The sequence below is a fragment of the Pantoea rwandensis genome (assembly GCF_000759475.1).
Lineage (GTDB): Bacteria > Pseudomonadota > Gammaproteobacteria > Enterobacterales > Enterobacteriaceae > Pantoea > Pantoea rwandensis_B.
The window spans coordinates 1689532-1714463 of the sequence record NZ_CP009454.1; the positions used below are offsets into that span (position 1 = coordinate 1689532).

Genomic DNA, 24932 nt, shown 5'->3' on the forward strand with positions numbered 1-24932 from the left:
CCGATGATGTCCCTATAATCGGCGCGTTTTCTTACCGGGAGCGAGTTCCCGGCTTCTTCAGGATGCTAACTAGAGGTCATCATGGCAATCGAACGTACTTTCTCAATCGTTAAACCAAACGCCGTCGCTAAGAACGTGATTGGTGCTATCTACAACCGTTTTGAAAGCGCAGGCTTCAAAATCGTTGGCGCGAAAATGCTGCACCTGACCAAAGAGCAGGCTGAAGGTTTCTACGCTGAGCACAAAGGCCGTCCATTCTTCGATGGTCTGGTTGAGTTCATGACTTCTGGTCCCGTTGTTGTTTCTGTTCTGGAAGGCGAAAATGCCGTTCAGCGTCACCGTGACCTGATGGGTGCAACCAACCCAGACAACGCGCTGGCCGGTACTCTGCGTGCTGACTACGCTGACAGCTTCACCGAGAACGCGACCCACGGCTCTGACTCAGCTGAATCTGCTGCACGCGAAATCGCTTACTTCTTCGCTGAAAACGAAGTTTGCCCACGCACTCGCTAAGTGCGTTGCTGCCGATGCGGATAAACGTCTTTACACCTTTTCAACATCGGTAAAGTCGTTCCCCTGGCATCACGCAGCAGATGTAGTACAATAATGCGCCCTTGTTGAGCCTGTCTCAGCGAGGGCGCTGTTTTTTTCCTATTCTTAACCAGAGCCGTAACGTGTAACAACGAGGCCAGAGAACATTATGTCCGAACAGATTGTGACGCCGTCGTCCGCTTCCCCCGTGGTTGTTTCCCCAAAAAACGAAAAAATTAACCTGCTGGATCTTAACCGTCAGCAGATGCGCGAATTCTTTTTAGAGATGGGTGAAAAGCCGTTCCGAGCCGATCAGGTCATGAAGTGGATGTACCACTACTGCTGCGATGATTTCGAGCAGATGACTGATATCAACAAAGTGCTGCGTGGCAAATTGATGCAACGCGCTGAAATCCGTGCGCCGGAAGTGGCGGAAGAGATGCGTTCCAGCGATGGCACCATCAAATGGGCGATTCGCGTGGGCGATCAGCTGGTCGAAACCGTGTATATCCCGGAAGCTGACCGTGCAACACTGTGCGTCTCCTCACAGGTAGGCTGTGCGCTGGAGTGCAAATTCTGTTCGACTGCGCAGCAGGGCTTCAACCGTAACCTGCGCGTTTCCGAAATCATTGGTCAGGTATGGCGCGCGGCGAAAATTATCGGCGCGGCGAAAATTACCGGCCAGCGTCCGATCACCAACGTGGTGATGATGGGCATGGGCGAGCCATTGCTCAACCTCAACAACGTGGTGCCAGCGATGGACATCATGCTGGACGACTTCGGTTTTGGTTTGTCTAAACGTCGCGTGACGCTGTCAACCTCGGGTGTCGTGCCGGCGCTGGATAAGTTGGGTGATATGATCGACGTGGCGCTGGCGATTTCACTGCATGCGCCGAACGATGCCATCCGTGACGAAATTGTGCCGATCAACAAAAAGTACAACATCGAAACTTTCCTCGGTGCGGTTAAACGTTACATCGGCAAGTCAAACGCCAATCAGGGCCGCGTGACCATTGAGTATGTGATGCTGGATCACATCAATGACAGCACCGACAATGCGCACGAGCTGGCTGCACTGCTGAAAGAGACGCCGTGCAAAATTAACCTGATTCCATGGAACCCGTTCCCAGGCGCGCCTTATGGCCGTAGCTCAAATAGCCGTATCGATCGCTTCTCCAAAGTGCTGATGGATTACGGTTTTACCACCATTGTGCGTAAAACGCGTGGCGATGATATTGATGCGGCTTGTGGTCAGTTAGCGGGTGATGTTATCGACCGTACCAAGCGCACCTTGCGTAAGAAGATGGCCGGTGAAGCCATTTCTGTGAAGGCGCTCTGAAACACAGTGCCTGGTGATACCCACCAGGCGTAAGCCATGCCAGTCTCTCCGCTCGATGTCAGAGGGAGAGACTGAAATGCACAAAGGATTATCGGCAGTAGTGTTGGCGGGCTTTGTTGTAACCGGTTGTGTCAACCCGCCGGTTCAGCAAGGTGCTGCGGATATCAGGCTACAGCTAGGGTTGCACTACCTGGCAGTGAAAGATTTTGCTGCAGCACAGCGTAATTTATTACGTGCTGAGCGGGCAGCACCGCGAGATTATCGTGTGCCGTTGGCGCTTGCACGGCTGGCACAGGCGCAGCAGAATAGCGCGCAGACCCAGTGGCACTACCAACGCGCCCAGCAGTTAGCGCCAGCGAATGGCTACATCGCTAACAATTACGGTGCGTTTCTTTGCGGTTTAAGGCAGTATGGCGAAGCGCATCAACAGTTTAAGCTGGCGATGGCTGCACAGGAAATCGAAGCTCGTCAGGATGCATTTCTGTTTTCGGGCTATTGTTACCTGCAGGCTGGAGAGAGTGCCTCAGCGCGCGAGTCTTTGAGCAACGCGCTGATTGCCGCACCGGAGCAGGGCAGTCAACTGCTTTTGGAAGTGGAAAGGCGGCTTGAACAGCAGGATCGCATGGCGGTTCCGCTGCTATTAGAAGTGTACCACCAGCGTTTGCCCGCAACGGCAGAGAGCCAGTGGTTACAAATACGTTTCGCCGCGCAACAGGGAAACGCTGCTGACGTTACACGTTATGGCGACCGGTTGGCGCGAAGTTTTCCACAATCGATACAGTACCAGCGTTATTTAGCTAATGAATACTGAAGCCACTCAAGAGAATTCTGCAGTACATTCCACAGGTGAACGCCTGCGTCTGGCCCGTGAGCAGATGGGGCTGACTCAGCAAAATGTCGCTGAACGCCTGTGCCTGAAACTTTCTACCGTACGAGACATTGAAGAGGATAAGTCGCCAGCTGATTTAGCTTCGACGTTCTTGCGCGGTTACATTCGTTCTTATGCTCGTCTGGTGCATGTGCCGGAAGATGACCTGTTGCCGATGATGGCGAAGCAGGCTCCCGTGCGCGCGGCCAAAATTGAGCCAATGCAGAGCTTCTCGTTAGGTAAGCGCCGTAAAAAGCGTGATGGCTGGTTGATGATTTTCACCTGGTTGGTGATTTTTGTCGTCATCGGTCTGACCGGCGCGTGGTGGTGGCAAAATCATAAAGCCTCGCAGGCCGATCTGGTCTCAATGGCTGACCAGAATGGCAGCAGCAGCGATAACAGTCAGTCTATTCCGCTGGGTGAAAACAGCACTGACAGCGCGACTGACAGTGATACCAATGCCGCCGGTACGCCGGTGGATAACGGTGCCGGTGCGGTTGCGACACCGAGTACCAGCAACAACGCGGCTTCGGCAGCCAACACCACTGCGCCTGCGACCAGCAGCGATAACGCCGTGGTTTCACCGAGCCAGGCACCGATCGATAACGCACCGCCAGCGGCCACCTCTCCGGCACCTGCCAACAGTGTTCCGGCCGGCCAAATGCCGACCAGCAACGCGGCGGTCAGTCAGCCTGCGGGCGACCCAAATGCGGTTGTGATGAATTTCAAAGCCGATTGCTGGCTGGAAGTCACCGACGCCACTGGCAAGAAGCTGTTCAGCGGATTGCAACGTAGCGGCGGTAAGCTCAGCTTGTCCGGAACGGCTCCGTATCGTCTGAAAATTGGCGCACCGAGTGCGGTTGACGTGCAATATCAGAATCAGCCCGTTGATTTAAGTCGTTTTATCCGTAATAACCAGGTTGCCCGTCTGACGCTGGGTGCGCAATAACGCGCAGCGCGCTTTCCGGGTAATTGTGGAGAGAGAATATGCATAACGAAGCACCCATTATCCGTCGCAAATCAACACGGATTTACGTCGGCAAGGTGCCGGTTGGTGATGGTGCGCCCATTGCCGTTCAGTCAATGACCAACACCCGCACCACGGATGTGGACGCCACGGTTAACCAGATTCGCCAGCTTGAGCGTGTCGGTGTCGATATCGTGCGCGTCTCTGTTCCAACCATGGATGCGGCGGAAGCGTTCAAACTGATTAAGCAACAGGTCAATGTGCCGCTGGTGGCGGACATTCATTTTGACTATCGTATCGCACTGAAAGTCGCCGAATATGGCGTCGATTGCCTGCGCATCAACCCCGGCAATATCGGTAACAATGAGCGTATCCGCCAGGTAGTGGATTGTGCCCGCCATTACAACATTCCTATTCGTATCGGCGTGAATGCCGGTTCACTGGAAAAAGATCTGCAGGAAAAATACGGTGAGCCAACGCCACAGGCGCTGCTCGAATCCGCGATGCGCCATGTTGATCACCTTGATCGCCTCAACTTTGATCAGTTCAAAGTGAGTGTAAAAGCCTCTGACGTATTCCTTGCCGTTGAATCCTATCGTCTGCTGGCAAAAGCTATCGATCAGCCACTGCATCTCGGTATTACCGAAGCGGGTGGCGCGCGCGCCGGTTCAGTAAAATCAGCGATCGGCCTGGGCTTGCTGCTGGCGGAAGGGATCGGCGATACGCTGCGCATCTCTTTGGCGGCGGATCCGGTGGAAGAAGTCAAGGTCGGTTACGACATTCTGAAATCGCTGCGCATTCGCTCTCGCGGCATTAACTTTATTGCCTGCCCAACCTGTTCACGTCAGGAATTTGATGTGATCGGCACGGTGAATGCGCTGGAAGAACGTCTCGAAGACATCATCACGCCAATGGATATCTCGATTATTGGTTGTGTGGTGAACGGTCCTGGCGAAGCCACGGTTTCGACCATGGGCGTGACCGGCGGCAGCCGCAAAAGTGGTTTCTATGAAGACGGCGTGCGCCAGCGCGATCGCCTCGATAACGACAACATGATCGACCAGCTGGAAGCACGTATTCGTGCCAAGGCCAGCATGCTGGATGAAAGCCGCCGCATTAACGTGCAGCAGCTGGAAAAATAAAGGACGGTGCGCGCCCGCCGCGCGCCAGTTTGTGATTGAACCTGTGCGGTTTCATCCTCATAAGGTATGATGCCGGACAGGTTTTTTTGTATTAAGAGATTCTAACGTGGCGAAGAATATTCAAGCGATCCGTGGGATGAACGACTACCTGCCGGCGGACACCGCGATTTGGCAGCGTATTGAGGGCACCCTGAAGCAGGTGCTGGCCAGTTATGGCTTTAGTGAAATCCGTTTGCCGATTGTAGAGCAGACCCCGCTGTTTAAACGCGCTATCGGTGAAGTCACCGATGTGGTTGAAAAAGAGATGTACACCTTTGACGACCGCAACGGTGAAAGTCTGACCCTGCGTCCGGAAGGCACGGCAGGCTGTGTGCGCGCCGGTATTGAGCATGGTCTGCTGTACAATCAGGAACAGCGTCTGTGGTACATCGGTCCGATGTTCCGCTATGAGCGTCCGCAGAAAGGCCGTTACCGCCAGTTCCATCAGATTGGTGCGGAAGTGTTTGGTCTGCAAGGCCCGGACATCGATGCTGAACTGATTATGATGACCGCGCGCTGGTGGAAAGCGTTAGGTATCGCTGAACACGTGAGTCTCGAACTCAACTCTATTGGTTCACTGGAAGCACGCGCAAACTACCGCGATGCGCTGGTGGCCTTCCTTGAGCAGCATAAAGACAAACTGGATGAAGATTGCAAACGTCGTATGTATAGCAATCCGTTGCGTGTACTCGACAGCAAAAATCCTGACATCCAGCTGTTGCTGAACGATGCGCCGACACTGAATGAATATCTCGATGAAGACTCACGCGCGCACTTCGACGGGCTGTGCAGCCTGCTGAATGACGCGGGTATTGCTTACACCGTGAACCAGCGTCTGGTGCGTGGCCTCGATTACTACAACCGCACCGTGTTTGAGTGGGTGACCAACAGCTTAGGTTCACAGGGCACCGTCTGTGCCGGTGGACGCTACGATGGTCTGGTTGAACAGCTGGGTGGTCGCGCTACGCCAGCGGTCGGTTTTGCCATGGGTCTTGAGCGTTTGGTATTGCTGGTTCAAGCGGTTAATCCAGAATTTGAACCGACGCGCATTGTTGATGTCTATGTTATCGCTTCGGGGCAGGGCGTTCAGTCCGCCGCGATGCAACTGGCGGAAAAACTGCGTGATGCAGATCCGGCGCTGAAGCTGATGACCAACTTCGGTGGTGGTAACTTCAAGAAGCAGTTTGGCCGTGCAGACAAGTGGGGCGCACGCATTGCGCTGGTGCTGGGCGAAGACGAAGTGAAAGCGGGCCAGGTGGTGATTAAAAACCTGAGCACTGGCGATCAACAAACCGTTGCCCAAAGCGAAGCCGCTGCGACATTGCGCACGCTGCTGCAGTAAACGCAGCACTGCAACAGCCATTTAAAGGAGAGGGATTGCGTGGAAGTTTACAGCAACGAAAACGAACAGGTTGACGCACTGCGTCAGTTCTTTGCGAATAACGGCAAAGCGCTGGCTGTGGGTGTGATCATCGGCATTGCTGCACTGGGTGGCTGGCGTTTCTGGACCAGTCATCAGGATGGTGCGGATAAAGCTGCGTCGGCACAGTATCAACAACTGACCACCGCGATGCAGGCGGACAAGCCGCAAACGCTGGAAGCGGTTGCCGCCTTTGCCAATGAAAATAACAACACTTATGGCGCACTGGCTTCGCTCGATTTAGCGAAACAGTACGTTGAAGCGAATCAGTTAGATAAAGCCATTACGCTGCTTCAGAGCGGGCTGAAAGATACCAAAGATGCCAACCTGCAGGCGGTGATTAACCTGCGTCTGGCGCGCATTCAACTGCAGCAAAATCAGGCCGATGCCGCACTTTCAACCCTTAACAATGTTAAGGGTGATGGCTGGACAGCCATTATTGCGGACATTCGTGGCGAAGCACTGCTGAGCAAAGGCGACAAGCAGGGCGCACGTGATGCCTGGAGCAAAGGTGCTGAATCGCAGGCCTCTCCTGCGTTGAAGCAAATTCTGCAGATGAAGATGAATAACTTAAGTTAAGCCAGTCAAGAGAGCGCACATGGAATTACGTAAATACCTGCTGCCAGGGCTGATTTCAGTCACTCTGCTCAGCGGTTGCTCGCTGTTCAGCGGCGAAGAAGATGTAGTAAAAATGGCTCCGCTGCCGAAAGTGGAAAACCAGTTTACGCCACAGACTGCCTGGAGCACCTCTGTGGGTGATGGCGTTGGCGATTTCTATTCCAATCTGCATCCGGCCTGGCAGGACGGCACCGTCTATGCGGCCGACCGCTTTGGCGTAGTAAAAGCCCTGGATGCCAGCAACGGTAAAGAGAAATGGAAAGTCGATCTCTCTGAGAAAACCGGCTTCTTCTCGAAAAACATCTCAGCTCTTCTCTCTGGCGGCATCACCGCTACCAGCGATCGCATCTATATCGGCAGCGAGCGCGGCCAGGTCTTTGCACTGAACAATAGCGATGGCAGCATCGCCTGGCAGACGAAAGTCGCCGGTGAAGCGTTGTCGCGTCCAGTCGTGAGCGATGGCCTGGTGCTGATCCACACCAGCAACGGTATGTTGCAGGGGCTGGACCAGAGCACTGGCGCGATCAAGTGGAGCGTGAACCTCGATATGCCTGCGCTGTCACTGCGCGGTGAATCTGCGCCGACCGTGGCATTCGGTGGTGCGATTGTCGGTGGTGACAATGGCCGCGTGAGCGCAGTGATCATGAACCAGGGGCAGTTGATTTGGCAGCAGCGTATTTCGCAGCCAAGCGGCGCAACAGAGATTGATCGTCTGAGCGATGTGGATACGACGCCAGTTGTGGTTAACGGTGTGATCTACGCGCTGGCTTACAACGGCAATCTGACCGCGCTGGAACTGCGTTCAGGCCAGATTCTGTGGAAACGCGAAATCGGCGGCGTGAAAGACATGGTGGTTGATGCGGGTCGTATTTACCTGGTCGATCAGGATGACCGTGTGATTGCCCTCAATGCCGACGGTGGCGTGGCCATCTGGCGTCAGAGCGATCTGCTGCATCGCAACCTGACTTCACCAGCGCTGTTTAACGGTTATCTGGTGGTCGGCGATAGCGAAGGCTATGTGCACTGGATCAACACCCTGGACGGGCGCTTTGTTGCGCAGCAGAAACTGGACAGCGATGGCTTCCAGACTGACCCGGTGGTTGCGGGTGACAAGCTGCTGATCCAGGCGAAGGGCGGCGAAGTTTACGCCATCACTCGTTAAGATTGGGCTTTGCAGGAACCGGCTTCCTGCTCGCTAATACGGCTCCTGATTCGTCAGGGGCCGTTTCGTTTTTAGTCAGGCATGGTATTCTTAGCGCCTTCAGCCTGACGCCTTCTGGCAAATGTCGTTATAATCACGCCATTCGGGCGATTTATTTTTAAAACTGAGGCAAGTGTTATGGTACCTGTGGTCGCGCTGGTTGGGCGTCCCAATGTGGGAAAATCTACGCTATTTAACCGCTTAACGCGCACTCGTGATGCGCTGGTAGCGGATTTTCCTGGACTGACTCGCGATCGCAAATATGGTCGCGCCGAAGTGGAAGGGCGCGAATTCATTGTTATTGATACCGGCGGTATTGATGGCACCGAGGAAGGCGTCGAAAACCGCATGGCAGAACAATCGCTGCTGGCGATTGAAGAAGCGGATGTGGTGCTGTTCCTGGTGGATGCGCGTGCGGGTGTGATGCCGGCCGATCAACAGATCGCCAATCACCTGCGTTCGCGCGAAAAAGCCACCTTCCTGGTGGCGAACAAAACTGACGGTCTCGATCCTGATGCCGCCGTGCTGGATTTCTATGCGCTGGGCTTGGGTGACATTCATCCGATTGCGGCTTCGCACGGTCGCGGTGTGAACAACCTGCTTGAAGCTGCGTTGCTGCCATGGATGGAAGAAGCCGTTCCAGAAGTGGAGTTGACGGAAGAAGAAGAAAACGCCGCTTATTGGGCCGCGTTAGAAGAAGAAGAGGACGAGAAGGCGCTGGCGGAAGAGGAAGAAGAAAACTTCGACCCGACCACATTGCCGATCAAACTGGCTATCGTTGGCCGTCCTAACGTCGGCAAGTCAACGCTGACTAACCGCATCCTGGGTGAAGACCGCGTCGTGGTCTTCGACATGCCGGGCACCACGCGTGACAGCATCTACATTCCAATGGAACGTGACGAGCGCGAGTATGTGTTGATTGATACCGCTGGTGTGCGTAAACGCGGAAAAATCACCGAAACCGTAGAGAAATTCTCTGTCATCAAAACGCTGCAGGCCATTGAAGATGCCAACGTGGTGATGCTGGTGATTGATGCACGTGAAGGCATTTCCGATCAGGATCTCTCATTGCTCGGCTTTATCCTGAACAGCGGTCGTTCATTGGTGATCGTGGTCAACAAGTGGGATGGCATGACGCAGGAAGCGCGTGATGAAGTGAAAGAGATGCTGGACTTCCGTCTTGGCTTTATCGATTTCGCGCGCATTCACTTTATCTCGGCGCTGCACGGCAGTGGCGTAGGTAACCTGTTCGAATCCGTGACCGAAGCTTACGACTGTTCGACCAAACGTGTCGGCACCGCTATGCTGACGCGCATCATGACTATGGCTTCTGACGACCATCAGCCGCCGCTGGTGCGTGGTCGCCGCGTGAAGCTGAAGTATGCCCATGCTGGTGGTTACAACCCACCGATCGTGGTGATTCACGGTAATCAGGTGAAGGATCTGCCCGATTCCTACAAACGTTACCTGATGAACTACTTCCGTCGTTCACTCAACGTAATGGGTACACCGATTCGCATTCAGTTTAAAGAAGGCGACAACCCGTACGCGGGCAAACGTAACCTGCTGACACCGACGCAGCAGCGCAAACGCCAGCGACTGATGTCGCATCTGAAGAAGAACAAGCGTTAATCTGATGAGGGCCCTGATGGGGCCCTTTTTTTTGCCCCCACCGCACGATTCCAGCGATATATCCCACTCTGACTTCTTCTTAACATCAAAAATTACACTTTGATTCAGCCTCATATTTATTAATAACTTATGACTGGTTTTGTAGCAAAAATGCTATTGCCCAGTAACTCCTTCGTTATGGATGTTCACTTTCTAATGAACCAGGTGGTACAATCCTGCCGCCTTGTAGCGAGAATCGCTCTCACCTGCGATGTGTCCTTGCTCACAAGCGCCGAATTACGGGCATTGCACCCGTACCAATAGATATAAAATAAAGCGTAACGGATTGGTTCCTGTCCCCCATCGTTGGCAGGAGCATTGTTACCGGCTACAGCCTGTTAGCCGGCACCAGCGCGTTATTTTTTCAGGAGAGTTTTTGTTATGGCAGAAAATTCCGCTCGTCCCTCCAAAGGGTTGAGTATCTGGTCTGTATTGTTCGGGCTGGTCCTGCTGGCTGTCGGTCTGTTCTTCGCGATCGGCGGTGGCAAGTTGGTCGCTCTGGGCGGCAGCTGGTACTTCCTCATTTCCGGTATTGTGATGTTGCTGTCGGCGATTCAGTTCTTCCGCCGCAAATCATCCGCCGTGACCCTGTTTATTCTGGTCTTCGTTGGCACCCTGATTTGGGCGCTGTTCGATGCGGGCTTCCATTTCTGGCAGTTGGTTTCACGCCTGATGGTACCTGCGGGCCTGATGCTGCTGGCCTTCCTGACCTGGCCAGCGCTGCGTAAACGCGAAGGCAAAAACCCTCTGGCCAAAGTTTCTTATGTGCTCTCAGCGGTCATCGCTGTCGGCATGGTGGTCACTTTCGTGCAGATGTTCCAGCCGCACCCAACCGTCGCGTTCGACGGCAAACAGCTGCCGCTGATTCCTGTCGACAAGTCTAAGCCACAGCAAGACTGGAGCAGCTACGGCCGTACGCCTGAAGGTGACCGTTTTGCGGCGATCGACCAGATCACCCGTGACAACGTCAAAGATCTCCAGGTTGCCTGGACCTTCCACACTGGCGATACCCCAATCAGCCCAACCGGTAACGGCGCGGAAGATCAGGAAACCCCGCTGCAGGTGGGCAACACCCTGTACCTTTGCACCCCACACAACAACGTGATTGCGGTGGCAGCGGATACCGGTAAGCAGATCTGGAAGCGTGAAATCAACGCACAGGCTGAAGTGTGGAACCGCTGCCGTGGTCTGGCGTATTTCGATGCGACCAAACCGGTACAGCAGCCAAGCCAGCCGGGCTCAACACCGGTTCCTGCGCCAGTGCTGGCGGCAGGTGATACCTGTCAGCGTCGTATTCTGATGAACACCATCGATGCGCGTTTGATCGCTATCAATGCAGACAACGGTGAGTTCTGTGAAAACTTCGGCGACCACGGTGTGGTTGACCTGAAAAAAGGTCTGGGTAAAGCGCCCGATCCGCAGTATCAGTTGACGTCTGCACCACAGCTGGCCGGTACCACCGTGGTGGTTGGCGGTCGTGTGGCAGATAACGTCCAGACCGATATGCCTGGTGGCGTTCTGCGCGGCTTTGACGTCATTACTGGTCAGATGCGTTGGGCGTTTGACCCAGGCAATGATGACCCGAATGCCATCCTTATGCCGGGCAAAGACTACACCCGTAGTACCCCGAACTCATGGGCACCGATGTCATACGATCCGGCAATGAACACCGTGTTCCTGCCGATGGGTAGCTCGTCGGTGGATCTGTGGGGTGCGAATCGTACCAAACTGGATCACACCTACGGCGCATCAATTCTGGCGCTGGACGCGACTACCGGTAAGCAAAAATGGGTTTATCAGACCGTACATAACGATCTGTGGGACTTCGACCTGCCAATGCAGCCGAGCCTGGTCGACTTCCCAATGAAGGATGGCACCACTAAGCCTGCCGTCGTTATCGGTGCAAAAACCGGTATGATTTGGGTGTTGGACCGTCTGACCGGCAAGCCTTTGACGAAAGTTGAAGAGCAGCCAATGCCGCAGGGTCACATCCCGAACGAGCAGTACACCAAAACACAGCCGCACTCAGTGGAAATGCCAAACATTGGCAATCAGAAACTGACCGAGTCTGACATGTGGGGTGCAACGCCGTTCGATCAGCTGGTGTGCCGTATTGCCTTCAAAGGCATGCGTTACGATGGCCTGTTCACCGTTCCGGATACTGACAAGTCACTCAGCTTCCCAGGTTCACTGGGTGGTATGAACTGGGGCAGCATCTCGTTTGACCCGAACAACCAGTACATGTTCGTCAACGACATGCGTCTGGGCCTGTGGGTGCAGATGATTCCTCAGGACACCAGCAAAGATGCAGCCAGCAATGGCGGTGAAGCGATCAACACGGGTATGGGCGCCGTTCCGCTGAAAGGCACCCCTTACGCTGTTAACAAAAACCGCTTCATGTCTCCGCTGGGCATTCCGTGCCAGGCGCCGCCGTTCGGTACCTTGTCAGCCATCGACATGAAAACCCGTCAGATCGTATGGCAGGTGCCAGTCGGTACCGTGCAGGATACCGGTCCATTCGGTATTAAGATGCGTGCACAAATGCCAATCGGCATGCCAACGCTGGGTGGCACCTTAGCAACTCAGGGTGGCCTGGTGTTCATCGCCGGTACGCAGGATTACTATCTGCGCGCTTTCGATAGCTCAACCGGTAAAGAAGTGTGGAAAGCACGCCTGCCAGTCGGCAGTCAGGGCGGCCCAATCAGCTATGTTTCGCCGAAGAATGGCAAACAGTACATCCTGATCTCCGCAGGTGGCGCTCGTCAGTCACCAGACCGTGGTGATTACGTGATTGCTTACGCGCTGCCAGACAGCAAGTAAGCCTCAGTAAGAAGAAAGGCCGACATCATGATGTCGGCCTTTTTTTATTAACCTTCCGTGGCGTACTTCACTCCTTAAGGTACCTTATTCACTGCTGCTTGGAGGGGCGACGGCTTTTTTGACCTCCTTTTCTTCCAGCTTCCCTGGCTCTTTCAGGATCGTTTCTGAAATTACCCCCACTGACTTTGCCGCCAGCACTGCCGGCTTCCCTGGCGCGCTCCGGGTCCTCTGCAAAGTTCCCGGCACCACCTCGTTGCTTTTTTTGTGTCATAGCAGAGACCTCATCTAAGGGTGTTTTCTTCGACGTGGACTAGCTAGCCACATTAATGATTATAGTCAGTAAGTTACAGGTTGCCTTTGGAGATCTCCGAGTTCTTCACTGGCCGTCGCGCCAAAGCGCCTCTAATTCAGGCGAGGCTGCGGTTTCAGGAATCAAAATCACGATGGAACCCGCTTCATGATGGGTGGCATAGGTGATTTGAATACGAAAATAACGCTGATCTCCGCGTCCCAGATTCGCCGCCTGATCTTCCGGTTCACCCAGCGGTAATGCCTGCTCCAGCACGTTACACACCCGCTGTTTTTGCGGTTCTGGCAGCTGTGCCAGAGCAAAGCGGCGCTCGCCTCGCAGGTTGGGGATAAAAGCAATGCCGCCTTCACGCGCCAGTTCGATAATGGCGTCATCAGTCAGTTTAATATTCACGTTACGCCTACCTGTTGCCAGGCGGATTGAATTGCTTCCGCCACCGAGCGGTTAAATCGCTTGCCACCATGTTCAATGGTGAAACGGGCAAAGGTACTGAAGTCGGCATCCTGCGGCAGCGTCTTGTCGCAGAGAGTGTCATACCAGGCATGACCCGCCAGCTCCCAGGCAAAGCCGCCTAATGCTTTAGCGGCAAGGTAAAACGCACGGTTAGGAATGCCAGAATTGAGATGGACACCCCCGTTGTCATCACGCGTCTCTATGTAATGATCCATATCCGCCGGTTGCGGGTCTTTGCCGAGTTTCGGATCATCGTAAGCCGTGCCTGGTGCGGACATCGAGCGCAGCCCACGACCTTTAATGCCGGCGGCTAACAAGCCCTCACCAATCAACCAGTCAGCCTGATCGGCCGTTTGCTGCAGGTGGAACTGCTTCACCAACGAGCCAAACACATCAGACATCGATTCATTCAATGCACCGGACTGCTGGAAGTAAACCAGTCCCGCTTCGTTTTCCGTCACGCCATGGGTGAGTTCATGCGCCACCACATCCAGCGCAATGGTGAAGCGATTAAAGATCTCGCCATCGCCGTCACCAAACACCATCTGCTGACCGTTCCAGAAGGCGTTCTGATACTCCTTGCCGTAATGCACGGTGCCATCCAGCTTCAGGCCTTTGTTATCCAGTGAATTGCGCTTGAAGATTTGCCAGTAGAAATCGTAGGTGATGCCGAGATAATTCCAGGCCTCTTCAGCCGCAACGTCGCCATTGCCCGGCTGGCCTTCATCGCGGATCAAGGTGCCGGGCAGATTTTGCATATTTTCAGCATCATAGATGGCACGCAGCACGGTGCCGGGCTGTGAGGTGGCCGCGCTGGCCGCTTTATGGTTGTGTTCAGCCATCAGTTGCTGAACATGGGTTAGGGTGCGGCGAGCAGACTCCTGCGGCGCACCCGAACAATGGTCAATAATATTGCGAAGAATATACGGAGGAATAACGCTGTAGGTCATATTAACTCCTGGCCGTGAGGGAACATGCCAGAAGTATAGTTTTTCAGCTAGGAGCGTGCTTTACGGGGGCGTGATTTCTGCGGTTCAAGTGCGGTCACCTGGCTTTCCACCCAGCCGTCATCGAGGCGGGTGCGCAGTAAATCACCTTTATGCAATTGCTGGGTTTTCTTCACCAGTTGGCCTTGCGTATCCGTGGTCACGCTAAACCCGCGAGCCAGTGTGGCGAGCGGACTGACGCCCTCCAGTTGCGCGGCCAGATTACCAAAGCGCTGACGATTGTGATTCAGCTGCTTCTCCATGCCCTGTTGCAGGCGATACTGCCATTGCTGCATCTGCTGCTGTGCACGCAGAATACGCCCCTGCGGCTGCTGAATATTGAGGCGCTGTAACACGCGATCCTGCTGGCGATTAGCCACACGCAGACGTTGATCCATTGCCTCGCCGAGGCGACGTTGCAACTGGAACAGGGTGGTTTGCTGGCGTGCCAGACGCAACTGTGGATGTTGCTGCTGCAAACGATGTTGTATGCGGGTAAAACGGCGTTGCTGCTCTGCAATGTAGAAATCCATTGCCATTTCCATACGCTGCTGCTGTGACTGCAAACGGCGCAGCAGTTCGATCTGATTGCGGCTCACGACTTCTGCCGCCGCAGATGGGGTAGGGGCGCGCAGATCGGCGACAAAGTCGGCGATGGTGACGTCCGTTTCATGGCCGACGGCACTGACGATCGGCAGGCGACTGGCAAAAATAGCACGCGCCACGCGCTCATCGTTAAAACTCCACAAATCCTCCAGCGAGCCGCCGCCACGGCCGACAATCAGCACGTCACACTCATCACGCTGGTTCGCCAGTTCAATGGCACGTACGATGGCTGCGGGTGCATCGACACCTTGCACTGGCGTGGGATAGATAATCACGGGCAGCGACGGATCGCGGCGATGCAGCACGCGCAGCACGTCATGCAGCGCCGCGCCGGTCGCGGAGGTGATGACGCCAACCTGACGTGCCGGATCGGGCAGCGGCTGTTTGAACTGCTGATCGAACAACCCTTCTGCTGCCAAACGCGCTTTTAGCTGTTCGAACTGCTGCTGCAACAAGCCTTCACCCGCTGGATGCATGCTTTCGATAATCAGTTGATAGTCGCCACGCGGTTCATACAGCGTAATGCTGGCGCGCACCAAAACCTGCTGACCATGCTGGGGACGGAAGGTGACGCGGCGGTTGCTGTTGCGGAACATCGCGCAGCGAACTTGTGCGCCATCATCCTTCAAGGTGAAGTACCAGTGACCGGAAGAGGGCTGGCTAAAATTTGAGATTTCAGCACTGAGCCACACCAGGCCCATCTCATTTTCCAGCAGTTGGCGCACCGTGGTATTCAGGCGGCTGACAGTAAAAATATTGGCGGTTGGCGGTAGCGACATGTGATGTAGATCAAATTTTAAATCAGAGGGTTAATCAACCGATACTACATTGCTCACCCGAAGGATCAAGACTTTTTCCTAAAAAACACTGGAGGCAATCGATTTCGGCCTGTATAATGCCGCGGCAATATTTTATCTGTTTTAATCGCCCCCAGGTGGAGATATTGCAATGCTAAGAATCACTAAACAAGCCCTCACTTTTGACGACGTTCTGCTCGTTCCAGCTCACTCCACTGTCTTACCGAACACCGCTGATCTCAGCACCCAACTGACGAAAAACATCCGTCTGAACATCCCTATGCTGTCTGCTGCCATGGACACCGTGACCGAAGCCGGTCTGGCAATTGCACTGGCGCAGGAAGGTGGTCTGGGCTTTATCCACAAAAACATGTCGATTGAGCGCCAGGCGGATGAAGTTCGCAAAGTGAAAAAACACGAAAGTGGCGTAGTGACCGATCCGCAAACTGTGCTGCCAACCACCACGCTGGCGGCAGTGCAAGAGCTGACCGAGCGCAACGGCTTTGCGGGATATCCGGTTGTGAACACAGACAACGAACTGGTCGGTATCATCACCGGTCGTGACGTGCGCTTTGTGACTGACCTGAGCCTGCCAGTTTCCGCAGTGATGACACCGAAAGAGCGTCTGGTCACTGTTAAAGAGGGTGAAGCGCGCGACATCGTTCTGCAGAAAATGCACGAAAAACGTGTTGAGAAAGCGCTGGTTGTTGATGACAGCTTCCACCTGCTGGGCATGATTACCGTTAAAGATTTCCAGAAAGCAGAACGTAAACCTAACGCCTGTAAAGATGCGGAAGGCCGTCTGCGTGTTGGTGCTGCGGTTGGAGCGGGCGCGGGTAACGAAGAGCGTGTTGACGCGCTGGTTGCTGCGGGCGTTGACGTTCTGCTGATCGACTCTTCTCACGGTCACTCTGAAGGCGTTCTGCAACGTATCCGTGAAACCCGTGCGAAGTATCCAGACCTGGACATCATCGGTGGCAACGTGGCGACCGGTGCAGGTGCATTGGCACTGGCCGAAGCGGGCGTGAGCGCGGTGAAAGTGGGTATCGGCCCTGGCTCAATCTGCACCACGCGTATCGTGACTGGCGTAGGTGTACCACAGATCACCGCCGTTTCTGATGCGGTTGCTGCGCTGGAAGGTACCGGTATCCCGGTTGTGGCTGATGGTGGTATTCGTTTCTCAGGTGACATCGCCAAAGCGATCGCCGCAGGCGCGGCCGCGGTGATGGTCGGTTCTATGCTGGCGGGTACTGAAGAATCTCCAGGCGAAATCGAGCTGTATCAGGGCCGTTCGTTCAAATCTTACCGTGGTATGGGTTCACTGGGCGCGATGTCTAAAGGCTCATCTGACCGTTACTTCCAGACCGATAACGCCGCCGACAAACTGGTACCAGAAGGTATCGAAGGTCGCGTAGCGTACAAAGGCCGTCTGAAAGAGATCGTGCACCAGCAAATGGGCGGTCTGCGCTCTTGCATGGGCCTGACCGGTTGCCCAACCATCAACGATCTGCGTACTAAAGCTGAGTTCGTGCGCATCAGTGGCGCAGGTATCAACGAAAGCCACGTGCATGATGTGACCATCACCAAAGAGTCACCGAACTACCGCATGGGTTCATAATCCCGTAAGATTCAACGCCCGGCACCTGCCGGGCGCTTTTATTATTAAGTCCATCCCAATGGAAACGCCTCAATGACGACTGAAAATATTCATAAACATCGCATTTTGATCCTCGATTTTGGTTCTCAGTATACGCAGCTGGTCGCGCGCCGCGTGCGTGAGCTGGGCGTCTACTGCGAACTCTGGGCGTGGGATGTCACCGAAGAGCAGATTCGTAGCTTCAATCCAAACGGCATCATCCTGTCAGGTGGCCCGGAAAGCACCACTGAGCTGAACAGCCCACGTGCACCAGAATACGTGTTCAATGCTGGCGTACCGGTGCTGGGCGTGTGCTACGGCATGCAGACCATGGCAATGCAGTTGGGCGGCAAGGTTGAAGGCTCCAACGAGCGTGAGTTTGGATATGCGCAGGTTGAAGTGCTGACGCAGAGCGCACTGGTGCGTGACATCGAAGATGCCATCAGCGCTGCCGGCAAACCGTTGCTGGACGTGTGGATGAGCCACGGTGACAAAGTGACCGCCATCCCAGCAGGTTTTGAAACGGTTGCCAGCACCGAAACCTGTCCGTTCGCCATCATGGCTAACGAAGAGAAGAAATTCTACGGCGTGCAGTTCCACCCAGAAGTGACGCATACCCGTCAGGGCCTGCGCATGCTGGAGCGCTTCATCCGCGACATCTGCGGCTGTGAAGCACTGTGGACCCCAGCTAAGATCATCGAAGATGCGGTAGAGCGTATTCGTGAGCAGGTCGGTCAGGATAAAGTGATCCTGGGCCTGTCAGGTGGCGTGGATTCCTCTGTTACCGCGATGCTGCTGCACCGTGCCATCGGCGATCGTCTGACCTGTGTGTTCGTGGACAACGGCCTGCTGCGTCTGAATGAAGCTGAGCAGGTCATGGACATGTTTGGCGACCACTTTGGTCTGAACATCGTTCACGTTGCCGCTGAGAATCGTTTCCTTGACGCACTGGCGGGCGAGAACGATCCAGAAGCCAAGCGTAAGATTATCGGCCGCGTGTTCGTTGAAGTGTTCGACGAAGAAGCGCTGAAGTTGACTGACGTGAAATGGCTGGCACAGGGCACCATCTATCCAGACGTGATCGAGTCTGCTGCTTCTGCTACCGGCAAGGCGCACGTGATCAAATCGCATCACAACGTGGGCGGTCTGCCGAAAGAGATGAAGATGGGCCTGGTTGAGCCGCTGAAAGAGCTGTTCAAAGACGAAGTGCGTAAGATCGGTCTGGAACTGGGTCTGCCATACGCCATGCTGTATCGCCATCCGTTCCCAGGTCCAGGTTTGGGCGTGCGTGTCCTCGGCGAAGTGAAGAAAGAGTACTGCGACCTGCTGCGTCGTGCGGATGCAATCTTCATCGAAGAACTGCATAAAGCTGACCTGTACAACAAAGTTAGCCAGGCCTTCACCGTGTTCCTGCCAGTGCGCTCTGTTGGCGTAATGGGCGACGGTCGTAAATATGATTGGGTTGTTTCACTGCGTGCAGTAGAAACCATCGACTTCATGACCGCGCACTGGGCGCACCTGCCGTACGATTTCCTCGGCCGTGTCTCCAACCGCATCATCAACGAAGTAAACGGCATTTCTCGCGTGGTTTACGATATCTCAGGTAAGCCACCGGCCACGATTGAGTGGGAGTGACCTCCGCGTCAGGAATTGTTTAGCTAAAAATACCCAAAAGCCCGCTTAGTTGCGGGCTTTTGCGGTTTTGACTTAAGATTATTTGGCAATTTTTGCATCACATAGTCTAAGTAGTACATCTACTTAATTCTCAACTGAATACGAACCTTAAACCAATTAAAGTCAATAAGATTAAGCATGCTTTTCCATGATCTCTCTTAACTCTCTCAAAGAATATGGGGGGACTCGAGTATGCGCAATTCGATGACATGTAGGACACAACGATATTAGATCTTCTATTTTTGTTTTTCTTTTCCCTAAATTGATTGGATTTAAATGATGACAGTCGATAATATACTTGTTATTTACAAAGTATTGGTTGTTACATGACTGACAAGTGTAATTATCATTTTTTTTCCTCGCGTCAGCTAATTTTCTATCTCTAATACTCGTCATTCGGTTAAAGTCTTTTTTATATCCTTCTTCGGCTTCAATAGAGTCGGGATCTAGATATTTAGGCTTTTTCTGCCCTTCGTTTTCCAAATAAATCCGCTCGAAACCACCATTATTTTTTCCTACGAAAGAGGTCCATGTTGTATTTGTTTTTAGAGCAAGCTTTAGGTTTTTAATGAAAATTCGATAGCGGGGATATCTTTTTCCTTGCCGCTCGGTATATTCTTCAGCGTTTTTACCGACAAACTCACCAATGTAGACGTAATTATCGGTGCTAGTTTGATGAAAAACGATTACATAATCATCGACCCTATAATTTGATACAACCCAACAACCAGTAGATGATATCCCCTCATTATCAATGAAGAAGTTATGTCCTTTTGTTTTCACTGCAACTGCTGTAGAACCTTTAGGTAAAATATCTAAATATGAATCCATTGCAACTCCATATGAATACACTAAACAGCGATTTATTGTAGGCGCTGACTTTAAGTTCGCTAGAGATGTAGGTTTGTTTATATTACTTAATGCTTTTGTAAATGATTTTCAAAACGGCTTTGGATATATTTAATGACATATTCTATAACTCTTAAATCACAACTAGGATTATAACCCTCTTGACCTACTTCCCGGTGATGGAGCGTCACTTCGCTGGTAATGGTGGGCAAGAAATGAGTCGCATTGATATAGATTACAACCTGTTTTCTTAACTAAAATGAATCGTTATAAGCGCCACTATTAGGGCAATGATAGCAACAAGTAGTGATACTCCGGTCAGCAGCATCGTTGCTGTGTTAATCATCCGCTGATAGTAAAAATTCCGCATGTTATCAATGTATTTTTCGACAGCGTCACCGTCCTTTAAACCATGAGGGTGAAGGGCGTGATAGCCTTCGAACACTTTGCGTTCAATTGCATTGTGCATAGCCATGTTCCATTCATGCGTATAGTTCACAAATACATTGACGATTTTCTGTTTGATCTTCATGGGCCCCCTGAGTTACAAATCAGTCATTCTTTAGCTTATCACTGTGAAATGATTCTGTTCCGACTCCCATTGATTCAGTCATTAATGGATATGAGGGAATCTTATTTTCTTCCAGCAATGATTTTTAATATTGCATTTCTCTGTTAATGCTAAAAATATCTTCTTGTAGGTCTGCACAACGTTCTTCAGCTTTCTTTCTGGCAGAAACTTCTTGCATAAGAGAGTTCTTGATATCTTCATAATCAACGACTAATTTCGCGCTCATTTCTAAATCTTTCTGAGCTTTAGAATACTGGCTTCTTAAATCTGAAAGCTTAGATAATGCTACATCTCTTTCTTGCGTCATTTCGCCCGTTCTATTGGTTGAAAGGGTGATCTCTTCCTTCATCGATTGAACTTCTTTTTCTGCTCCTACTTTGTAACGTTCATAGGCAACATCCTTCTTAGCTCTAAATCTTTCCACTGAAATATCAGCTGTAAGCATTTTCTTTTTTCTTATTGCCAACAAAGAAGAAGTTCGACTAAGTGATTTTGACTGAAAGAAAGTGATTTTCTCGGTACACCAGGGAAGTATAAAAGTTAGAATGACAGATGCTATGAAAGGTGGAACATGCATCAATGGATAAGCTGAGTTTATAAACCTGACTCTTTCCTGCATGTGAAGGTCGCTGAATAACAGAATGGCAACAGCTTCCCAGTTAAATGCCAACCAAGCAAAAATAAATACACCATAAAACGGGTTGCTTATTCTTTCCTTAGAAGTTTTTTTGAGAGATGCCAGCAACTCTTTGATGAAATCGATCATGGTATAAGAAGATTGGTAATGGGTGATTCGATAATAACCAAGAATGTAAACTAAGAAAAGTCTTAGTTCGGAATAAATACACGCAAGGAGCGGGTAACCAGAATCAATACTCAGGGAATTGCACCTCCTCGGGCACAGTGAAAATTGAGTGAAACACTGAGCCGCCTTAAGGCTACACAGCAATGGATGGAACGGTCCAATGGCACGTCGTTGATGAAACTTACCGTCTCTAAAGCGTCTGAAAACACCCGGCAAATGCTATCATCGATATGGCGTAGTGCCGGGTGCCTCCCGGTGCTCTGGCTGGCTGATAAACTCTAGAGCGGTAGCTTAGACTTGTAGCTCCAACTGATCGACTAATTGTTGGTGCCAGTTCTCCGCGAGCGCACAGCACTCACGCAGGATCAGCGCAGCATTGAACTAACCCGCTAGGCTAATATTCTTCAGATAAAAATAGATGCTGATGAGGAGACACTTAAAGCTGATGCTGCCCGCGCTGCTGTTCAGCGTTAGGAATACGGGCAACGATCGCCAGACTTCAGCAGCGAAACCGTAATTGTCACAAGCGGAAAGACAGGGGCCAACTCCGGATAATTGCACGGCGAATTGTACCAATAAATTTGCGCAGCGGAGGAATATTATGTAGTCGAAGCTGACCGACGCGGGCGTGTTACCATTACGTGTGAGAAAGCATACGATGCAGTCCGCAATTCACGTACTGATCCCATCATAAATAAGCTCAATAAATAATTACTTCCCACTGATAACGGTACGGCAGACAGTATCGAATGATGATAAAACTACTCGCAGCATACTTTTCATTAAATTAGGTTGGTAGTAAATGATTGAGTAGAAATGATTTCCGCTAATTGAATTGCCGATCAAGCCCGCTTAAATGCGGGCTTTTTCTTTAGATGTGTGGAATCAGTCTAACGCCAGCTGCACGGGTAATCTCTGTAAGGGTAGTGAGCGTTGGATTTCCTTTTTCAGAGAGTGTCTTGTACAACTGCTGGCGCGACAATCCGGACTTGCGAGATATTTCGCTAATGCCACCTCGGGCTTCAACAACCCGGCGGAGGGCAATCAGAAAGGCAGCAATCCCGCCTTCTTCGTAGATATCTTCCAGCGCTGTTTGCAGGTAGATTTCAGCGTAATCAGGGTTTGCTCGCAGCTCTCCTACCATCGCATCGTCGTGGCTGACTACGGTTTTCTTTGGTACAGATTGATTGATGATAGTCATGCTGTTACCTCGGTGTGTTGCATAGCGTCCTCGCAAGCATTCAATCCAGCAAAAATTGTCTTTTATAAGTGACATTGACGCAAGGCAAGGGTCAAATAAGAGTGCGCAACTGCGAGATGCATTCCAATCTCTTGTGTGTAACCAACATCAGTTTTCACAACGATTTGCCCTATCGCATAGTTAGTGAATACAAACTCACCTAAACCAATGCATGATGGCGGGTGAATGATTACTCATCAGGATGCCGTCGATGCTGCCATTGAAAGCCTTTCTACTCTCTTTCCTCTGTATTGTGTTGCTCTCGCTGGCAGCCAGCCTGGCGCAGGCCACGCGCACCGGTGAGTTGACCAGCGAGCGCGGTGGTTGGGCGACGGCGCGACGGGATTCGGCCGGGTTAGCGCCGGACCCACACCAATATGCCAATCTGGCAATTGTGCAGGTCTACGCCGCGCCCACTTATGGCTGGAAGGGCGCTGTCGCGGTACATCCGTGGATCATTTTTAAGCGTGCAGGGGAGACGCAGTACAACCGCTACGAAGTGATCAGCTGGGGCAGCGGGGATAAGGTGCGTCGTAACGCAAACCTGCCGGATGGATACTGGTACGGTGCGAAACCGCGTTTACTGGTGGAGCATCGTGGTAGGGAAGCCGAAGCGATGATTTCGCAGATCGAAGCGGCGATAAAATCCTACCCATGGCCAACGACCTATCATGCCTGGCCGGGACCGAACAGTAACACCTTTATGGCGCATATTGGCCGTGAAGTGCCTGCGTTGAAGCTGGATTTGCCTGCCAATGCTTTGGGCAAAGATTATCGCTCTCTGCTTCATCCAATTGGATTACCACCGTCGGGGCGCGGGTTACAGGTGTCCTTGCTGGGTGTGTTAGGCGTCACCCTGGGGGCGGAAGAAGGGCTGGAAGTGAATATGCTGGGATTGAATCTGGGGCTGGACTTCACGCCATTAAAACTGCGCTTGCCGTTTATTGGCGGGATTGGTCAAGATAATCTGCAAAAGGACAATCCGTGATTGTCTGCGTTCACGTCATGCAATAAATTGCCTAATGACACTCACTTAAGCCAGTGAGTGCTATTTAACCTGGTACGCATGAATGCGCACTCTACGAAAACCGCACTAAACAATGTAAGGGCGTCATTTACCGCACCGAGCAATGTAGGGCGACATTCATGGCGATCAAAACCAGGCATTACACAATAAATTACACCGCTATGGCAGGGTGCACTGACCAGTAGCGGCGCTATTTATCGCGTAACGGAAGCATCAGCACACGCCGAAATCGCCCTCTTCATGATACAAATTCACGCTATCTGCTCTGACCTCGATCTCACGTTTGATGGGATCGTCAATACGCGCGCACCATAGCAACTCACCTTCCACCCGTGTGACCTGCATCTTTGGGCCACCGGTCTTCGACTGCACAAAATCATCAACTTTAAACATACTGTTTCTCCCTCAGGTCAGTGATAGCGCTAAGTGTATATGCGCTTGAACTCAGGCGCGCTCGATTTTGTGCGCTGTTTTCCAACAACAATATAAGTAGGGATTCTCAAGACACTTCTTGTTTTTCTCGCCTTAAATACTGCTGACATAGCCTCTGAATATTCGTGATGGTTGTCAGTTGACAACCATAAAATCAAAGTATAATGTGGCATGCAATGTCAGAACGGAAGCGACACCCGCACAAAGAGATTGAGAGTGTTTTACGTTATGCGGAAGTTCAGGGATGGAAAATTGTGCAAGGTGGGCATCATGCGTGGGGCAAAATGTATTGTCCGGAGAATTCGGCAGAGTGTCGATGCGGTGATTTCTGTATTACCTGTATCTGGAGCACGCCTAAGAGCCCTGAAAATCACGCCAGGATGTTAAAGCGAGTGGTGGATAACTGCTCAAGAGTGAAACGATAAGGATGAAAAAATGGAATTTGAATTCACGTTGCGTTTTCAGTTGAGTGAGGCCGTTTCTGATGACGAAGCCCTGGAACGACTCGGCGCTGCCGATTGCACTGATGCGCTGGTGGGCAACGGCGTAGCAGGCAAATTTAGTCTGATGTACTGCCGGGAAGCGGAGAGTGCGCAGCAAGCGATTCGCGATGCCTTAGCTGAAGTCACTCAGGCTTTACCCGATGCTGAACTGATTGAAGCGGCCCCCGATCTGGTGGGCCTCACGGATATTGCTGAGTTGATTGGCGTGTCGCGCCAGAATATGCGTAAGTTAATGCTCACTCACAGCCCGCAGTTTCCACGTCCAATTCATGATGGTAAAACCGCGCTGTGGCACCTTGTCGATGTGGTCGAGTGGTTAAATCAACGCGGCTCATCCCGCGTAACACCAGGCATCAGCGAACTGGCACGCGCAACGTTACAACTCAATTTGCAGCAAGCGCTGCAACGTTACGCGCACTGTCTTTGA

At 52.4% G+C, this 24932-nt stretch carries 24 protein-coding genes; 15 read left to right on the forward strand and 9 right to left on the reverse strand.

Features of this window, described 5'->3' with window-relative positions:
- The first annotated feature begins 81 nt into the window (after positions 1-81).
- From ndk to LH22_RS07745, 10 genes are all read left to right on the forward strand, one after another.
- On the forward strand, positions 82-513 hold the full coding sequence (ndk, locus tag LH22_RS07700; RefSeq protein ID WP_007884899.1) for a nucleoside-diphosphate kinase: 432 nt from the start codon (positions 82-84) through the stop codon (positions 511-513).
- A 187-nt stretch (positions 514-700) separates the two neighbouring features.
- Positions 701-1870: a bifunctional tRNA (adenosine(37)-C2)-methyltransferase TrmG/ribosomal RNA large subunit methyltransferase RlmN gene (locus LH22_RS07705; RefSeq protein WP_038645409.1), complete on the forward strand. Its 1170-nt coding sequence runs from the start codon at positions 701-703 to the stop codon at positions 1868-1870.
- 76 nt (positions 1871-1946) lie between these two features.
- A complete protein-coding gene (gene pilW / locus LH22_RS07710; RefSeq protein WP_038645411.1) occupies positions 1947-2681 on the forward strand; it encodes a type IV pilus biogenesis/stability protein PilW in 735 nt (244 codons plus the stop codon).
- A complete protein-coding gene (gene rodZ / locus LH22_RS07715; protein ID WP_038645413.1) occupies positions 2671-3687 on the forward strand; it encodes a cytoskeleton protein RodZ in 1017 nt (338 codons plus the stop codon). Before pilW ends, rodZ begins: the two co-directional genes overlap by 11 nt.
- Positions 3688-3725: 38 nt before the next feature.
- Entirely contained in the window at positions 3726-4847 is a 1122-nt protein-coding gene (gene ispG, locus LH22_RS07720) for a flavodoxin-dependent (E)-4-hydroxy-3-methylbut-2-enyl-diphosphate synthase (protein WP_034825671.1), read from the forward strand.
- A 106-nt stretch (positions 4848-4953) separates the two neighbouring features.
- Positions 4954-6228, forward strand: coding sequence for a histidine--tRNA ligase (gene hisS / locus LH22_RS07725; protein ID WP_038645415.1), 1275 nt, complete (start codon positions 4954-4956; stop codon positions 6226-6228).
- 39 nt (positions 6229-6267) lie between these two features.
- Positions 6268-6885 (forward strand): YfgM family protein, encoded by a 618-nt coding sequence (locus LH22_RS07730; protein ID WP_038645417.1) that lies wholly within the window; start codon positions 6268-6270, stop codon positions 6883-6885.
- Between the two features lie 19 nt (positions 6886-6904).
- Positions 6905-8086, forward strand: coding sequence for an outer membrane protein assembly factor BamB (gene bamB, locus LH22_RS07735; RefSeq protein WP_038645419.1), 1182 nt, complete (start codon positions 6905-6907; stop codon positions 8084-8086).
- 177 nt (positions 8087-8263) lie between these two features.
- Positions 8264-9757: a ribosome biogenesis GTPase Der gene (gene der / locus LH22_RS07740; RefSeq protein WP_034825679.1), complete on the forward strand. Its 1494-nt coding sequence runs from the start codon at positions 8264-8266 to the stop codon at positions 9755-9757.
- Between the two features lie 420 nt (positions 9758-10177).
- A complete protein-coding gene (locus LH22_RS07745; protein ID WP_038645421.1) occupies positions 10178-12616 on the forward strand; it encodes a glucose/quinate/shikimate family membrane-bound PQQ-dependent dehydrogenase in 2439 nt (812 codons plus the stop codon).
- A gap of 88 nt (positions 12617-12704) precedes the next feature.
- On the opposite strand, the gene LH22_RS20150 is transcribed toward LH22_RS07745, so the two are convergent.
- The 4 genes from LH22_RS20150 to xseA form a co-directional block, all read right to left on the reverse strand.
- Positions 12705-12887, reverse strand: a complete 183-nt coding sequence (locus LH22_RS20150; protein ID WP_045814915.1) for a general stress protein — start codon at positions 12885-12887, stop codon at positions 12705-12707.
- A 105-nt stretch (positions 12888-12992) separates the two neighbouring features.
- Positions 12993-13319 (reverse strand): protealysin inhibitor emfourin, encoded by a 327-nt coding sequence (locus LH22_RS07750; protein WP_038645423.1) that lies wholly within the window; start codon positions 13317-13319, stop codon positions 12993-12995.
- Positions 13316-14329 carry a M4 family metallopeptidase gene (locus LH22_RS07755; RefSeq protein WP_038645425.1) on the reverse strand — a complete coding sequence of 338 codons (1014 nt, stop codon included), beginning with the start codon at positions 14327-14329 and terminating at the stop codon, positions 13316-13318. Before LH22_RS07755 ends, LH22_RS07750 begins: the two co-directional genes overlap by 4 nt.
- 47 nt (positions 14330-14376) lie before the next feature.
- A complete protein-coding gene (xseA, locus tag LH22_RS07760; protein WP_038645427.1) occupies positions 14377-15750 on the reverse strand; it encodes an exodeoxyribonuclease VII large subunit in 1374 nt (457 codons plus the stop codon).
- Between the two features lie 169 nt (positions 15751-15919).
- Here xseA and guaB point away from each other — a divergent pair, with 169 nt between their 5' ends.
- Complete coding sequence (gene guaB / locus LH22_RS07765; protein ID WP_038645429.1) at positions 15920-17386, forward strand: IMP dehydrogenase; 1467 nt, start codon at positions 15920-15922, stop codon at positions 17384-17386.
- 72 nt (positions 17387-17458) lie between these two features.
- Positions 17459-19039 (forward strand): glutamine-hydrolyzing GMP synthase, encoded by a 1581-nt coding sequence (gene guaA, locus LH22_RS07770; RefSeq protein ID WP_038645431.1) that lies wholly within the window; start codon positions 17459-17461, stop codon positions 19037-19039.
- Positions 19040-19210: 171 nt separating this feature from the next.
- On the opposite strand, the gene LH22_RS07775 is transcribed toward guaA, so the two are convergent.
- The 4 genes from LH22_RS07775 to LH22_RS07790 form a co-directional block, all read right to left on the reverse strand.
- Positions 19211-19909 carry an HNH endonuclease gene (locus tag LH22_RS07775; RefSeq protein ID WP_038645433.1) on the reverse strand — a complete coding sequence of 233 codons (699 nt, stop codon included), beginning with the start codon at positions 19907-19909 and terminating at the stop codon, positions 19211-19213.
- A gap of 268 nt (positions 19910-20177) precedes the next feature.
- A complete protein-coding gene (locus LH22_RS07780) occupies positions 20178-20459 on the reverse strand; it encodes a hypothetical protein (RefSeq protein WP_038645435.1) in 282 nt (93 codons plus the stop codon).
- A gap of 124 nt (positions 20460-20583) precedes the next feature.
- Positions 20584-21264, reverse strand: a complete 681-nt coding sequence (locus LH22_RS07785; RefSeq protein WP_038645436.1) for a hypothetical protein — start codon at positions 21262-21264, stop codon at positions 20584-20586.
- A gap of 910 nt (positions 21265-22174) precedes the next feature.
- Complete coding sequence (locus LH22_RS07790) at positions 22175-22504, reverse strand: addiction module antidote protein (protein ID WP_038645438.1); 330 nt, start codon at positions 22502-22504, stop codon at positions 22175-22177.
- Positions 22505-22754: 250 nt separating this feature from the next.
- Here LH22_RS07790 and LH22_RS07795 point away from each other — a divergent pair, with 250 nt between their 5' ends.
- Positions 22755-23531 carry a DUF3750 domain-containing protein gene (locus LH22_RS07795; RefSeq protein ID WP_038645440.1) on the forward strand — a complete coding sequence of 259 codons (777 nt, stop codon included), beginning with the start codon at positions 22755-22757 and terminating at the stop codon, positions 23529-23531.
- A 252-nt stretch (positions 23532-23783) separates the two neighbouring features.
- Here LH22_RS07795 and LH22_RS07800 read toward each other — a convergent pair whose 3' ends face one another.
- A complete protein-coding gene (locus LH22_RS07800) occupies positions 23784-23963 on the reverse strand; it encodes a hypothetical protein (RefSeq protein ID WP_034825711.1) in 180 nt (59 codons plus the stop codon).
- A 215-nt stretch (positions 23964-24178) separates the two neighbouring features.
- Between LH22_RS07800 and LH22_RS20860 the strand changes: the two genes are divergently transcribed.
- A complete protein-coding gene (locus LH22_RS20860) occupies positions 24179-24427 on the forward strand; it encodes a hypothetical protein (RefSeq protein ID WP_071845604.1) in 249 nt (82 codons plus the stop codon).
- Between the two features lie 10 nt (positions 24428-24437).
- Entirely contained in the window at positions 24438-24932 is a 495-nt protein-coding gene (locus LH22_RS07805) for a helix-turn-helix transcriptional regulator (RefSeq protein ID WP_038645442.1), read from the forward strand.

What these genes read in the sequence shown, in the direction of transcription:
- LH22_RS07790 (WP_038645438.1), bottom strand. Translation starts at nt 22,504, where the DNA reads ATGACTATCATCAATCAATCTGTACCAAAGAAAACCGTAGTCAGCCAC.
- rodZ (WP_038645413.1), top strand. Translation starts at nt 2,671, where the DNA reads ATGAATACTGAAGCCACTCAAGAGAATTCTGCAGTACATTCCACAGGT.
- pilW (WP_038645411.1), top strand. Translation starts at nt 1,947, where the DNA reads ATGCACAAAGGATTATCGGCAGTAGTGTTGGCGGGCTTTGTTGTAACC.
- bamB (WP_038645419.1), top strand. Translation starts at nt 6,905, where the DNA reads ATGGAATTACGTAAATACCTGCTGCCAGGGCTGATTTCAGTCACTCTG.
- LH22_RS07795 (WP_038645440.1), top strand. Translation starts at nt 22,755, where the DNA reads ATGCTGCCATTGAAAGCCTTTCTACTCTCTTTCCTCTGTATTGTGTTG.
- LH22_RS07755 (WP_038645425.1), bottom strand. Translation starts at nt 14,329, where the DNA reads ATGACCTACAGCGTTATTCCTCCGTATATTCTTCGCAATATTATTGAC.
- LH22_RS20150 (WP_045814915.1), bottom strand. Translation starts at nt 12,887, where the DNA reads ATGACACAAAAAAAGCAACGAGGTGGTGCCGGGAACTTTGCAGAGGAC.
- LH22_RS07800 (WP_034825711.1), bottom strand. Translation starts at nt 23,963, where the DNA reads ATGTTTAAAGTTGATGATTTTGTGCAGTCGAAGACCGGTGGCCCAAAG.
- guaB (WP_038645429.1), top strand. Translation starts at nt 15,920, where the DNA reads ATGCTAAGAATCACTAAACAAGCCCTCACTTTTGACGACGTTCTGCTC.
- xseA (WP_038645427.1), bottom strand. Translation starts at nt 15,750, where the DNA reads ATGTCGCTACCGCCAACCGCCAATATTTTTACTGTCAGCCGCCTGAAT.
- LH22_RS07785 (WP_038645436.1), bottom strand. Translation starts at nt 21,264, where the DNA reads ATGATCGATTTCATCAAAGAGTTGCTGGCATCTCTCAAAAAAACTTCT.
- ndk (WP_007884899.1), top strand. Translation starts at nt 82, where the DNA reads ATGGCAATCGAACGTACTTTCTCAATCGTTAAACCAAACGCCGTCGCT.
- LH22_RS20860 (WP_071845604.1), top strand. Translation starts at nt 24,179, where the DNA reads ATGTCAGAACGGAAGCGACACCCGCACAAAGAGATTGAGAGTGTTTTA.
- guaA (WP_038645431.1), top strand. Translation starts at nt 17,459, where the DNA reads ATGACGACTGAAAATATTCATAAACATCGCATTTTGATCCTCGATTTT.
- der (WP_034825679.1), top strand. Translation starts at nt 8,264, where the DNA reads ATGGTACCTGTGGTCGCGCTGGTTGGGCGTCCCAATGTGGGAAAATCT.
- LH22_RS07775 (WP_038645433.1), bottom strand. Translation starts at nt 19,909, where the DNA reads ATGGATTCATATTTAGATATTTTACCTAAAGGTTCTACAGCAGTTGCA.
- LH22_RS07705 (WP_038645409.1), top strand. Translation starts at nt 701, where the DNA reads ATGTCCGAACAGATTGTGACGCCGTCGTCCGCTTCCCCCGTGGTTGTT.
- ispG (WP_034825671.1), top strand. Translation starts at nt 3,726, where the DNA reads ATGCATAACGAAGCACCCATTATCCGTCGCAAATCAACACGGATTTAC.
- LH22_RS07745 (WP_038645421.1), top strand. Translation starts at nt 10,178, where the DNA reads ATGGCAGAAAATTCCGCTCGTCCCTCCAAAGGGTTGAGTATCTGGTCT.
- LH22_RS07805 (WP_038645442.1), top strand. Translation starts at nt 24,438, where the DNA reads ATGGAATTTGAATTCACGTTGCGTTTTCAGTTGAGTGAGGCCGTTTCT.
- LH22_RS07780 (WP_038645435.1), bottom strand. Translation starts at nt 20,459, where the DNA reads ATGAAGATCAAACAGAAAATCGTCAATGTATTTGTGAACTATACGCAT.